Source organism: Streptomyces sp. MBT53 (assembly GCF_016654115.1).
Taxonomy (GTDB): domain Bacteria; phylum Actinomycetota; class Actinomycetes; order Streptomycetales; family Streptomycetaceae; genus Streptomyces.
Genome location: NZ_JAEQAZ010000089.1, coordinates 24,956 through 35,944 on the forward strand (window position 1 = coordinate 24,956; position 10,989 = coordinate 35,944).

Sequence of the window (10,989 nt, forward strand, 5' to 3'; positions counted from 1 at the left end):
CCTGCCGTCCCTCAGGCTGCCGGGTGGGCGGTGAACGTGACTTCCTCGTGGTCGTCGTCCAGCGCGATGTTCAGGGAAGCGTTCAAGGCCAGGGTCAGGCGCCGCAGCAGGGGGAGGGTCGGCACGGTGTCGGCACCTTCGACGCGGGAGATCTTCGCTTGGGTGAGTCCGGCCCGCTCCGCGAGCTGCGTCTGTGTCAGCCCCAGCTCCACGCGGCGGTCGTACACGGCCTTGGCGAAAGCCATGGCCAGCCGGATCTCCGCACGCTCGGCAGCGACCTCGGGGGATTCGGCGCACTCCTCGGCCAGCCTCTTTTCCCGGGCCAGCTTCCAGCGGGTGTGGCTCATCGCGTGTCTCCTTTTTCGCCGCGACTGTAGGTGGTGTGAGCGGGCCCGTGCTCGGCGGCGCACACCTTGCGGGCGGCGACTGCTCGCGCGACCTGCGCCGCCTCATGCATACGGGTCTTGCGGAAGACCGTGAGGAGCACGATGCGGCGATCCGGTGCGAACCAGTAGGTGATCCGGGTGTCCACACCGCCGAGTGTGGGGCGCAGTTCGTAGACGCCCCCTTCGAGCGGGCGGGCGAAGGGCATGGGGGTCTGTGTCCCCGAAGCGGCCAGCAGTTCGGCGTACTCCTCCACTTTGCGGTGGTGGTTGTCGGGCAGGAGTTCCAGCCAGGACCGCACCTCTGGCTCCAGCTCGATCACGTACAGGTTGTCCATGCGGCGGACCTAGTATGTCGACAACAGCATACTCGTGGTATTGGGAAAAGGTCACCGCATGGAGTGATGTGGCGAGGTCAGACGTGCTTGAGGTCTTCTACGAACGTGGCCCATGCCTCGGCCCGGAAGACGAGTTTCGGGCCGAGGGGGTTCTTGGAGTCGCGGACGGGGACGACGGTGGGGTTGCCTTCGGCGACTTCGAGGCAGTCGCCACCATCGCCGCCGCTGTGCGTCGACTTGCGCCAGCGGGCGACTTCCAGGCAGTCGCCTCCGCTGCCTCCGCTGTAGCTGGACTTGTGCCAGATCGCGGTGCTCACGTCGTACTCAGAGTTGCTCCTCATGGGCGTAATCCTGCGCCATCGCTTCGATCAAGACCAGGGACTTCTCTGGGGAGAGCGCGCAGGCGGCGAGGAGTTCGTAGGTCAGGCGGTGGTGCCTGATGGTGCTCGGGTCGTCCTCCAGGCGTCCGGTGCCGACGCCTTCGAAGTAGACCAGTGGCGGGGCGTCCTCGAAGTCCATGAGCTTGATGGAGCCTTGCATGGCCGGGTGGGCCCCTGCCTCGAACGGCAGTACCTGCACGATGACTCGGTTCCGGCGCATCAGGCCGGCGATGCGGTGCAGAGCCGCTGCCATGACCGCAGGGCCGCCTGACACCCGGCGCAACGCGGCCTCGTCGACAATCGCCCACAACAGTGGTGCTGTTGGGTCGTCGAGGAGGCGCGTCCGCTCGATCCGGGCCGTCACGAGTTCCTCGATCACCTCATCCGTTGCCGTGGGCTGATAAGCGCGGCAGACCGCCCGTGCGTACTCGGGTGTCTGGAGCAACCCGGGGATGAGCATCGTCGAGTACTGCCTGATCTCAGTCGCCGAAGCCTCCGCCTCCGCCGCCTCCGCGAAGTGCTCGGGGTACTTGGACTTGGCCGCCGCCCCACAATTCCGCGTGAAGAAGTCCCCCGTCCCCAACTCCACGTCCAGCATCCGCGCGTACTCCGGCAGCATCCGCCGCGTGCCCGCCTCCAACTGGCCGATGAACGAACCGCTCACGAACAACCGTTGGCCCAACTCCTCCTGGCTGAGGCCCGCCTTCTCGCGGGCGTGGCGGAGTTCGGCGCCCAGCAGCGCGCGTGGTGACGACGACGGGTCGAGGTCCTTCTGTCCTGCCACAGCAACTCCCTGCCCTGACACCCGAGTTTGTTGGGACTTCGCGTATGGCCAGGTTAGACACGTGGAGGCCACGCTGTGTTGCGAACAGTGAACTCTGCGTGGAGGTGAAGGAATGCTGCGGTCGACGGAAGAGGTCGTCGCCCTGCTGCGGGACGCGCTCACCGGTGTGGGTGTCGCCCTGCCGTCCCTGGGGGTGGACCAGGTGACCGGTGCGAGTGAGGAACCGTTCGCGTTGGTGACGCTGGGGCGTTGCAACGTACGTACCGCCGAGAAGCTGGCGTCCGTGCTGCGCGGCGAACGGCCGCCGGTCGGGGCGCACGCCGTCGACGTACGGGACGGGCGGATCGGCGAGGTGATGGGACACGTGGGCGGGAACGTGCAGTTGCGGCCCGTCTGCGGCGGCCGGGAGTGGGACTGCCCGCCGGAGTCGACGGGGCCCGCGGCACAGGAGGAGGTGCTGCGGGCCCGGGTACGGGAGCGGAACCGCGAGGCTCGTCTTCCTCAGGTTCCGTACGGCACCGGCTGAGCGGTGAGGGCGTCGAGGACGACGCGGTGGGCGAGCGGCTGCCGCAACTCGACCTTCACCTTCGTTTGGAGCATCTCGGCGCTGCAGGGGCCGCTGCGCGCACCCTTGACGGAGGCGTACAGCACGACGCTCTCGTTCGTCTCCAGCACCTTGACGACGGGGCCGTCGTCGCAGGCTCCGTGGCCCGACCGCACGGTGAGGGAGCGGCCGTCCGCCGAGGTTCCGGTCAGCCGGGCGACACTCCAGAGGCCGTCGGCGGATCCTGGCGCAGCTCGCCCGATCGGCGGCTTGGGAGGCTTCGACGGGGTGACGGCGACCTGTTTGAGCGGGGTGTCGTAGCCGTCAAGTGTGAACAGCCAGGCGGGAACTGTCGCCGTTCCCCGGGTCGTGCTGATCGTCGTCTCGCCGAGCTTCACTCCCGTCACGGTGAGCCTGGGGCCCTTGTCGCGGAAGTGGGCGAACGACTGATACGCCCAGTTCGGATCCATCACCGGACGGTTCAGCGTGCTTCCGCTCTTCCACTTCACCGTCCCCTGCGCGATCGCGGTGGTCGGCAGCTTGCCGCGCCGGACGATGGTCCTGGCTTCGTAGGCCCGCTTGTCCGCGTCGCTGTGCCAGCCCGATTCCGGGGGTTGCGTCGCGTCGGCCATCGGGTAGTAGCCCTTGCTCCAGGCAGCGGCGGCCGCGGACCCCGGCCAGGCGTCGGCCACTTCACGGGCGCGCTTCTCCTGCTTCTGAGGCGACTGACTGCTCGTAAGCCCGTCGCCGCAACCGGCAAGGAGGCAGGCCCCCAGGAGGGGTGCGAGTAGCAGGCCGGTGAGGCGCTTCGCTTGCGTGTTCACGGGGTCCCCCTGGACGTCGCCGACGACGGTTCGCCGCTTGCACAGCTTCGACGCCGAAGGGGGACCCGACGTTCACTCCATCAGGAGTGGTTGAGGACGTTGCCGTTCACGCAGTGGTTGACGGTGTTGCCGTTCCAGGCGCCGCCGACGGGGACCACGGCGAGTTCCTGGAAGCACACCGAGGCTGCCGTGAAGGCCCAGTTGCTCGCCGCGTTCACCCCGCTGCCGAAGTTGGAGTCGTTGTCCGCGTGCGCGGGCGTGGCCATGGCGAGAGCGACGGCGGCGCAGGCCACCGTCATCAGTGTCTTCTTCATGACCGGGGAAACGATCACGTTCGGGCTGCGTCACCAGGCATTACCCCGCTCAGCCCCACGAAGTACGTCGCCACGAAGCCCACCGCGTACCCCGTCAGCAGCCCGCCCCCGTAGATCGCCATCGACGTCCCCAGCCCCCTGTTTCCCGCCAGCAACGGGAACAGGGCCCAGCCCGAAGGCCCGATCGCCGTCGCTCCCACCCTGTCGCCCAGCATCCCGAAGAAGCCGACGAACGCGCCGCCCGCCGCGCCGCCCGCGCACGCGGTCAGGAACGGGCGGCCCAGGGGGAGCGAGACGCCGTAGACGAGGGGCTCGCCGATGCCCAACAGGCCTGCGGGGAGCGCTGACTTGATCGTGGTCCGGAGTGAAGTGTCGTGGCGCAGGCGGAAGTAGACCGCCACCGCCGCGCCGACCTGGCCCGCTCCCGCCATCGCCAGGATGGGCAACAGGACCGTGTAGCCCTGTTGTTGGATCAGGGTGGTGTGGATGGGGATGAGGGCCTGGTGCAGGCCCAGCATGACCAGGGGGAGGAACAGGCCGCCCAGGATCAGGCCCGCGAAGGGGCCCGTGGTCGTCAGGAGCCAGTTCGCCGCCGTGCCGATCGCCGTGGAGATCTCGCCGGCCGCGTACATGAGGCCGTAGAGCGTCGCCAGGCCCGACACCAGGACCGTCAGGGTGGGGGTGACGAGGACGTCGAGGGTCGCGGGGACCCAGGTGCGGCACCACTTCTCGACGTACGTGCCGAGCAACGCGGCGGCCAGTGCGCCCAGCACTCCGCCCTGGCCGGGGGAGAGGGCCACCCCGAACGCCGTCACCTTCGCCACCCCGGGGTAGACGACCACTGCCGCCACCGCCCCGCCCAGCACCGGTGTCCCGCCGAACTCCTTCGCCGTGTTGTAGCCGACGAAGACCGAAATGAGGGCGAGGAACGCGGAGGCGACGGCGGCCAGGGCCGGGGTCAGGCCCGGTAGCCAACTCATGTTGATCAGGAGGCCGTTGAGGCCCGCCAGCACTCCGCAGCCGATCAGGGCGGGGATGAGGGGGACGAAGATGTTCGCGATCCGGCGGAGGAGGAGTTTGCCGGGGGTCGCGTTGCGTGCCCGCCGTTCCTCCTTCAACTCGGCTCCCTGCGCGGCCAGTTCGCCGCCCGTCCCCGCCAACTTCTCGAACTCCGGGGTCACTCTGGCCACCACCCCCGGCCCCAGCACGATCTGGTACGTGTCGTCGTCCACGATCCCGAGCACGGCGGGCAGGGCCCGCAGTCCGTCCTCGTCCACCCGTGACCGGTCGGCCAGGCCGAGCCGTAGGCGGGTCATGCAGTGGGCCACGGAGGTGACGTTCGCGGGGCCGCCGACCAGGGGGAGGAGCGCGGCGGCGATGTCGTACGGAGTGTCGGTTTCCACCCCCTGAGCGTGCTGGTCAGCCGCCCGCGGCGGTCAGTGCCGCGCGCAACCGGCCCCCGGACTCCTCCAGAAGGCGGGCGGCCGTCGGGCCGTCGACCCCGGCGAGGACCACCAGGATCGCGTTCTTCACCTCGCCGTCGGTCGCCGCGAGGGCCCGCTCGATCTCCGGGTCGTCCGCGCCGGTCGCGAGCGCGACGATGCGGCGGGAGCGGGCGCGTAGTTTCTCGTTCGAGGCGCGGACGTCGACCATGAGGTTCCCGTACGTCTTGCCGAGCCGGATCATCGTGATCGTGGACAGCATGTTGAGGACCAGCTTCTGGGCCGTGCCCGCCTTCAACCGCGTTGATCCGGTGAGGAGTTCGGGGCCCACGACGACCTCGATGCCGTGCTCGGCCGCTGCGGCGAGCGCGCTGTGCTCGTTGCAGGACAGGCCGATGGTGAGTGCGCCTTCGCTCCGCGCGTGTTCTACGGCTGCGATCGCGTACGGGGTGCGTCCCGAGGCGGAGACGCCGACCACCGTGTCGTCGGCGGTGAGCCTGAGTGCGTCGAGGTCTGCCTCCGCCAACTCCCTTGAGTCCTCGGCCCCTTCGACGGACGTGACCATGGCGGCGGGGCCGCCCGCGATCAGTCCGACCACCTGGGAGGGGTCGGTGTTGAAGGTCGGCGGACACTCGGACGCGTCCAGCACGCCCAGCCGTCCGGCGGTACCGGCGCCCATGTAGATCAGGCGGCCGCCTCTGCTCATGCGTTCCGCTACGGCGTCGATGGCGGCGGAGATCTCGGGGAGGCGCCGCGCGACGGCGGCGGCGACGGTGGCGTCCTCGGCGTTCATCAGCCGGGCGATGTCGAGGGTGGGCAGTTGATCGATACCGGCGAGTTCCGGGCGGAAGGCTTCTGTGGTGAGTGACTCCAACTCGGCGCGGAGATCACGGGGGTTGGACGTGGAGGTCATGGAGAAGCGGCTCTTTCGGTTGTTCTTTTTCTGCGGGCCGGTGGGGGCTGGGCGCGCTCACGCGGCGGTAGCCGCAAATTGAACACAGTCCCGCGCCCCTAAAGACGACGACACCGAACCGTGGGATTCAGCGCCTGTGGCGGTGCGCCAGTGCCTCGTAAGACGCCGACAGCGCCGGCGCCGCCTGCTCGTACGTCCGCTGTGCCACCCCGATGAACAAACAGTCCACCACCAGCAACTGACTTGTCCGCGACGACATCGCCGCCGGGCGAAGCTCACTCTCCCGAGCCGTGGACGTCGTAAGAATGTGATCGGCGTACTGCGTCACCGCCCCGTTCGGCCGCCCGGTGATCGCCACGGTGGTGGCCCCGTGCTCGAAGGCGACTCTCAGCGGTTCGATGACGTCACCGGTGGAACCGGAGTGGGTGATGGCGATCGCCACGTCACCCGCCTTGAGCTGCACGGCGTTCGTGACGGCGAGGTGCGGGTCGCTGTGGGCGTGGGCTATGAGCCCTATGCGGAGGAGTTTCTGGGTGAGGTCCTGGGCGACGAGCCCGGACGCGCCGACGCCGTAGACGTCGGTACGGCGGGCCGCCGCGAGCGCGCTGACGGCCGCGCCGAGCTGCGCGGTGTCGAGACCGGCGGCCGTGTCGGCGAGGGTCTGCTGCTCGTCGTAGGCGAGTTTCGCGACGACGTCGGCGATCGGGTCGTCGACCGCGATGTCGGTGGTGAGGGCGGGCGCCCGCCCGGACTGCTGCTGCGCGGCGAGCCCGGCGAGGGCCAGGCGCAGGTCGCGGTAGCCGGGGTAGCCGAGGATGCGGGCGGTGCGGACGACGGTGGCCTCGCTGGTGCCGGTGAGTTCGGCGAGGCCGGTGACGGTGAGGGCCGCGCAGCCGGCCGGGTCGGCGGCGACGGTCTCAGCGACGCGCTGCATGGAGCGGGTCATGGAGGGGACGAGGGTGCGCACCTTGGCGGCCAGGGCCGCGGGTGGCGTACTCCCGGTGTTCCCGGAGGCGCTTCCGAAAATTTCCTTCACGTCCTGGGTCACCTTTGAAAGATATTTTCGGTGCGGTGGTTCGGTCAAGAGTGCGCACAATGGGTGCATGGAAGAACCCACCCGCGACCCCGTCAGTCCCCTGGAGCAGGCGCTGCACGCCGCTCGCGCGCTCGTGCTCGCCGATCTGGCCGCGCGCGAGGTCGTCGCGGCGGACGTGGTGTCGATGGTGGAGGAGTCCGTCGTACAGCGGCGGTGGTGGGTGGAGCAGTGGCCGGAGGGCGTCGCCTACGTGGCCGGGCTGGTCGCGCAGGACGTGCAGGACGCGCTGCTGGAGGCGTACGGCCGCTGGCCGCTCTGCCCGGTCTGCTCGGCCGGTGACCCGCACGCCCTGGAGGTCGAACCGGAGCTGGGCCCCGACCCGCACTGGGTCTGCCACCAGGCGGGCGTGAAGGTCGCCGCGGTGGGAAACCTGGGTTCCCTGTGACCGTGTACATCGACCCGCCGACCTGGCCGGGGCACGGCCGCCTGTGGTCGCATCTGGTCAGCGACGTCTCGTACGACGAACTCCACCTGTTCGCCGAGGAGTTGGGCGTGCCGCGGCGGGCCTTCGAGCGGGATCACTACGACATCCCGTCGCACCGTTACGCGGACGCGGTGGCCGCCGGGGCGGTGGAGGTCAGGAGCCGGGAGGTGGTGCGGCTGCTGACGGCGGCGGGGCTGCGGCGGCCCAAGGGGCGCACGCTGTAGTCCGGTCGGCCGGTCAGCGGCCGAGCTCGTAGGTCAGCTCGTCGATGTCCTCGCCCGCCTGCTTGAAGCCCACGCGGGAAACCACCGCCTGGGAGGCGAGGTTGTCGCGTTCGACGGTCGCGAGGACGGTGCGTACGTCGTCCCGTGCCAGGGCCCAGCCGGTCAGCGCGCGCAGCGCCTCCGTCGCGTAGCCCTGGCCGCGCGCGCCCTCCACCAGGTCGTAGCCGACCTCGGTGCGGCCCTCCTCGTCGGGTACGGCGTGGAAGCCCATGCCGCCGATCGCGCGGCCGTCCTCGCTGCGGACGAGGGCGAACACCCCGAACTCCGGGCGGTGCAGGCCCGCTTGGTACGCCTTGGTCATGAAGGTCGCGGCCTCCCGGGTGCCCTCGAAGGGGCCGCCGGTGATCCACTCGAAGCCGCCGTCGCCGCCGGCGGCCAGGTCGGCCGCGGCTGCCGGGTGGACGCCCTCCAGGGTGAGGCGTTCGGTGGGCAGGACGAGGTTGTTGCGCCAGCGCCACTCGGTGACGGGGGCGCGGCCGGGGAGTCGGCCGCGGCCGGTCGCCCAGAGCAGGGTGCGCCAGGGGTCGGCGCCGGGGCGGACGTGCGGGAAGATCCGGGTGAGGACGAACTCGGCGAGTTTCCGGGCCGGTTGGAAGTCCAGTCCCAGGGCCTGGGCGATGTCCTGGGTGTGCAGCAGCACCTCGGCGGTGCCCATCGCGGCGAAGCCCTCGCGGTTGGCGCTGCGGAACGGGTACGGGTGGAAGGCGCGCACCTCGCGCGGGGCGGTGCGGACGGCGGCGGCGAGCAGGGCGCCGGTCGCCCCGATCACGTCCAGGACACCGGAGTTGTCGGTGCCTTCGTCGAGGGCGATGTCGAAGGGGACGTACGCCTGCTGTGCGCGACCGGCCAACTGGCCCGCGTACGCGATGAGATCACTGGCGATGTGCTCGGCCGTGTAACGGCAGCTCCACTCCAGGCCGTCGGCCTTCACACCGTCCCAGTCCCGGTCCGTCGCCGTGCTCAGCAGTGCGACACAGCTCGCTACGGCCTCTTCCAGCTGTGGTGCGCCCGTGGTCCCCATGTCGGGGAGCATACGGGCCACGACCACCGCTCCACGTCACCCGGCAGTAGGGTCCGCCGAGCCCAGCAGGGCCAGTTCCCCCGTCAGGTTGTAGCGTGCCGTCGCCTCCCACTCCGCCAGCCCGTGCGGGGTCCTGAACAACTGGGGCAGGGAGAGGAGTTGGCGCAGGATCGCCGAACGGCCCTCCCTGAACGCGTCGTTGGGGACGAAGTGGTACTCCTCGCGGACGGCGGCCGTGTACGCGGCGTACGCCGACGGCGGTGCGGCCAGGATCGCGAGGTCCGCGTCGCACAGGACCATGCCGTCGCGGTCGTCGTCGGCGGGGGCGTGCGTGACGGTGAGGCGGACCAGGCGGGCGACCTGGGCCGTCTTCGCGTCCGGGACCCCGGCCTCGGGCAGCGCACGCTCGGCCAGCCGTGCCGAACGGTCCTCGTTCTCGGAGCGGTCGGGGAGATAGACCGCGTCGTGGAACCAGGCCGCGAGCCGTACGACGTCCGGGTCGTCGGCGTACTGCTCCAGCACGTCGATGTGGTCCAGGACCGCCGTGAGGTGGGCGAGCGTGTGGTAGTGGCGTTGCGGCTCCTGCCAGCGGGTGAGGAGGTTGTCCGCGTACGGCAGGGGGTCGGGTCCGCCGCCCGGTGCCCGGGCTCCTTCGAGAGCACGGGTCCAGCGGGCGCGAAGGGCGTCGAGATCGGCCATGGTTCTTATTTTCCTCCTGTGGCGGCGCCCCTAGCGTGGGGTCCATGACTTACGCCGATACGACACACGACGTACGTGATCCCGAGCTGCCCGGACGGCTGCTCGCCGGGGAGCGTGACGTGCTGATTCCGCTGCTGCGTTCCCGCGCCGAGGAGGACTTCGCGCTGGCCACCGCCGCGTGTCCGGGGTGGACCGTGCGGGACGTGCTCGCGCACTGTTCGTCCGCGCTCATGCGGGTGGTGGAGCGCCGGTTCGAGGAAGGGGTGTTCTCGCCGGAGGCCAACGACCGGGACATCGCCGAGCGCGCCGACTGGAGCAACGCGCGGGTCCTCGACGAACTGGAGCGCGGGATGACCGAGGCCGGTGCGGTGATCGCCCGCGCGGGCGGGGCGCTGGACGCCGTCGCGCTCGGCGAGTGGGTGCACGCCGGCGACGTACGGGACACGCTCGGCGAGCCCGGGGCCTATGGGGGCGAAAGGCTGGTGTCCGCCCTAACCCTTCTCGGCCTTGTGACCCGTCAGAAAAAGCACCAGCCTCTCCACGCCGACCTCGACGACCTGGACGATCCGCTGCGACTGGGCGATGTGTCGGGCGAGCGCACCCCGGCCCGGTACATCGGCGACGCGCCCACGCTCGTACGGCTGTACTCGGGGCGTCCGGTCCCGGAGGGGACGGTGTACGAGCTGGCGGGGGCGGAGCCGGCGGAACTGAACATCTTCGGCTCGCGGCCGTGAGGCTCTGTTTTTTCGGCATCTGTTTTCCGTCATGTGTTCGCCGTTCACGGGGGTGATCTCGCGGCCCCCGACCCGTCCGCGTACCCTGAGATTGGACTAGACCTGTAGCCGCTCCAGGGAACACGACGGAAGGGGTCCTATGAGCACGCGTGCAGTCCTGGAGGTGATCGCCCTCGGCGCCGAGGACGCGCTCGCCGCCCAGGCCGGAGGCGCGGACCGCCTCGAAGTGGTCACCGACATCGCGGCCGACGGACTGACCCCGCCGGTCGAGACCTTCGCCGCGATCCGCGCCGCCGTGGACATCGACCTGCGCGTGATGATCCGCCTCGCGGACGGCTTCGCCGCGGGCGACACGCACCGGCTGGTACGGGTCGCCGGGGAGCTGCGGACCGCCGGCGCCGACCAGTTCGTGCTCGGGTTCCTCGACCCGGACGGCGGGGTCGACCTGGACGCGGTGGAACGCGTCGTCGCCGAACTGGACGGCTGCGCCTGGACGTTCCACCGCGCGATCGACCGCGCCGCCGACCGCGACGCCCTCCGCAAGCAGCTCGCCGACCTGCCCGGCCTCGACACCTACCTCACCGCCGGCTCGGCCGACGGCGTCGACGACGGCCTCCCCGCCCTCCTCCGCGAGGCGGCCCTGCACGGCGAACCCGGCTACGAACAGCGCATCCTCGTCGGCGGCGGCCTGCGCCTCGACCACGTCCCCACCCTGCGCGCCGCCGGGGTCGACGCCTTCCACATCGGCGGGGCCGCCCGGCCGGACGGCTGGGAGCGGCCGGTCTCGGCGGCGGCGGTGGGGGAGTGGC

The 10,989-nt window shown here is 70.6% G+C and carries 16 protein-coding genes; 5 read left to right on the forward strand and 11 right to left on the reverse strand.

Translation table 11 applies throughout. The features are described from left to right. Positions 1–11 precede the first annotated feature (11 nt). The 4 genes from JHN45_RS28735 to JHN45_RS28750 form a co-directional block, all read right to left on the reverse strand. Positions 12–347 (reverse strand): helix-turn-helix domain-containing protein, encoded by a 336-nt coding sequence (locus JHN45_RS28735; protein ID WP_200716052.1) that lies wholly within the window; start codon positions 345–347, stop codon positions 12–14. Beyond that, positions 344–721 (reverse strand): type II toxin-antitoxin system RelE/ParE family toxin, encoded by a 378-nt coding sequence (locus JHN45_RS28740; RefSeq protein WP_200716051.1) that lies wholly within the window; start codon positions 719–721, stop codon positions 344–346. The genes JHN45_RS28735 and JHN45_RS28740 overlap by 4 nt, the downstream gene beginning before the upstream one ends. Before the next feature lie 77 nt (positions 722–798). Further along, the gene (locus tag JHN45_RS28745) at positions 799–1,062 is read right to left on the reverse strand and encodes a DUF397 domain-containing protein (RefSeq protein ID WP_201051377.1); all 264 of its coding nucleotides are present in this window, start codon (positions 1,060–1,062) and stop codon (positions 799–801) included. Beyond that, a complete protein-coding gene (locus JHN45_RS28750) occupies positions 1,046–1,885 on the reverse strand; it encodes a helix-turn-helix transcriptional regulator (protein ID WP_201051379.1) in 840 nt (279 codons plus the stop codon). Before JHN45_RS28750 ends, JHN45_RS28745 begins: the two co-directional genes overlap by 17 nt. 112 nt (positions 1,886–1,997) lie before the next feature. On the opposite strand from JHN45_RS28750, the gene JHN45_RS28755 reads away from it, so the two are divergent. Continuing rightward, complete coding sequence (locus JHN45_RS28755) at positions 1,998–2,411, forward strand: hypothetical protein (protein WP_200716048.1); 414 nt, start codon at positions 1,998–2,000, stop codon at positions 2,409–2,411. Here the strand turns inward: JHN45_RS28755 and JHN45_RS28760 are convergent. The 5 genes from JHN45_RS28760 to JHN45_RS28780 all read right to left on the reverse strand — a co-directional run bounded on the left by JHN45_RS28760 (position 2,387) and on the right by JHN45_RS28780 (position 6,970). Beyond that, positions 2,387–3,253 (reverse strand): hypothetical protein, encoded by an 867-nt coding sequence (locus JHN45_RS28760; protein WP_201051381.1) that lies wholly within the window; start codon positions 3,251–3,253, stop codon positions 2,387–2,389. The genes JHN45_RS28755 and JHN45_RS28760 overlap by 25 nt on opposite strands. An 80-nt stretch (positions 3,254–3,333) precedes the next feature. Beyond that, positions 3,334–3,567: a hypothetical protein gene (locus JHN45_RS28765; protein WP_201051383.1), complete on the reverse strand. Its 234-nt coding sequence runs from the start codon at positions 3,565–3,567 to the stop codon at positions 3,334–3,336. Between the two features lie 14 nt (positions 3,568–3,581). Next, positions 3,582–4,970, reverse strand: a complete 1,389-nt coding sequence (locus JHN45_RS28770) for a PTS transporter subunit EIIC (RefSeq protein ID WP_201051385.1) — start codon at positions 4,968–4,970, stop codon at positions 3,582–3,584. A 16-nt stretch (positions 4,971–4,986) separates the two neighbouring features. Beyond that, entirely contained in the window at positions 4,987–5,922 is a 936-nt protein-coding gene (murQ, locus tag JHN45_RS28775; RefSeq protein WP_201051387.1) for an N-acetylmuramic acid 6-phosphate etherase, read from the reverse strand. Between the two features lie 127 nt (positions 5,923–6,049). Beyond that, positions 6,050–6,970, reverse strand: a complete 921-nt coding sequence (locus JHN45_RS28780; RefSeq protein WP_200716043.1) for a MurR/RpiR family transcriptional regulator — start codon at positions 6,968–6,970, stop codon at positions 6,050–6,052. A gap of 55 nt (positions 6,971–7,025) precedes the next feature. Between JHN45_RS28780 and JHN45_RS28785 the strand changes: the two genes are divergently transcribed. Both JHN45_RS28785 and JHN45_RS28790 read left to right on the forward strand, forming a co-directional pair. Continuing rightward, the gene (locus tag JHN45_RS28785) at positions 7,026–7,403 is read left to right on the forward strand and encodes a hypothetical protein (RefSeq protein ID WP_200716042.1); all 378 of its coding nucleotides are present in this window, start codon (positions 7,026–7,028) and stop codon (positions 7,401–7,403) included. Next, entirely contained in the window at positions 7,400–7,666 is a 267-nt protein-coding gene (locus JHN45_RS28790; RefSeq protein WP_200716041.1) for a DUF4031 domain-containing protein, read from the forward strand. The genes JHN45_RS28785 and JHN45_RS28790 overlap by 4 nt, the downstream gene beginning before the upstream one ends. 13 nt (positions 7,667–7,679) lie before the next feature. On the opposite strand, the gene JHN45_RS28795 is transcribed toward JHN45_RS28790, so the two are convergent. Together JHN45_RS28795 and JHN45_RS28800 are read right to left on the reverse strand one after the other, a co-directional pair. Further along, entirely contained in the window at positions 7,680–8,747 is a 1,068-nt protein-coding gene (locus tag JHN45_RS28795) for a GNAT family N-acetyltransferase (protein ID WP_236584224.1), read from the reverse strand. Between the two features lie 36 nt (positions 8,748–8,783). Further along, positions 8,784–9,446 carry a hypothetical protein gene (locus tag JHN45_RS28800; protein ID WP_201051389.1) on the reverse strand — a complete coding sequence of 221 codons (663 nt, stop codon included), beginning with the start codon at positions 9,444–9,446 and terminating at the stop codon, positions 8,784–8,786. A gap of 44 nt (positions 9,447–9,490) precedes the next feature. Between JHN45_RS28800 and JHN45_RS28805 the strand changes: the two genes are divergently transcribed. Further along, positions 9,491–10,180 (forward strand): maleylpyruvate isomerase family mycothiol-dependent enzyme, encoded by a 690-nt coding sequence (locus JHN45_RS28805; RefSeq protein WP_201051396.1) that lies wholly within the window; start codon positions 9,491–9,493, stop codon positions 10,178–10,180. A gap of 139 nt (positions 10,181–10,319) precedes the next feature. After that, on the forward strand, positions 10,320–10,989 hold a 670-nt coding region (locus tag JHN45_RS28810; RefSeq protein WP_201051398.1), incomplete at its 3' end, for a copper homeostasis protein CutC.

Excerpts from the sequence above, each read along its gene's own strand:
- JHN45_RS28765 (WP_201051383.1), bottom strand. The coding sequence starts at position 3,567 with ATGAAGAAGACACTGATGACGGTGGCCTGCGCCGCCGTCGCTCTCGCC.
- JHN45_RS28755 (WP_200716048.1), top strand. The coding sequence starts at position 1,998 with ATGCTGCGGTCGACGGAAGAGGTCGTCGCCCTGCTGCGGGACGCGCTC.
- JHN45_RS28735 (WP_200716052.1), bottom strand. The coding sequence starts at position 347 with ATGAGCCACACCCGCTGGAAGCTGGCCCGGGAAAAGAGGCTGGCCGAG.
- JHN45_RS28745 (WP_201051377.1), bottom strand. The coding sequence starts at position 1,062 with ATGAGGAGCAACTCTGAGTACGACGTGAGCACCGCGATCTGGCACAAG.
- JHN45_RS28795 (WP_236584224.1), bottom strand. The coding sequence starts at position 8,747 with ATGGGGACCACGGGCGCACCACAGCTGGAAGAGGCCGTAGCGAGCTGT.
- JHN45_RS28740 (WP_200716051.1), bottom strand. The coding sequence starts at position 721 with ATGGACAACCTGTACGTGATCGAGCTGGAGCCAGAGGTGCGGTCCTGG.
- murQ (WP_201051387.1), bottom strand. The coding sequence starts at position 5,922 with ATGACCTCCACGTCCAACCCCCGTGATCTCCGCGCCGAGTTGGAGTCA.
- JHN45_RS28800 (WP_201051389.1), bottom strand. The coding sequence starts at position 9,446 with ATGGCCGATCTCGACGCCCTTCGCGCCCGCTGGACCCGTGCTCTCGAA.
- JHN45_RS28805 (WP_201051396.1), top strand. The coding sequence starts at position 9,491 with ATGACTTACGCCGATACGACACACGACGTACGTGATCCCGAGCTGCCC.
- JHN45_RS28785 (WP_200716042.1), top strand. The coding sequence starts at position 7,026 with ATGGAAGAACCCACCCGCGACCCCGTCAGTCCCCTGGAGCAGGCGCTG.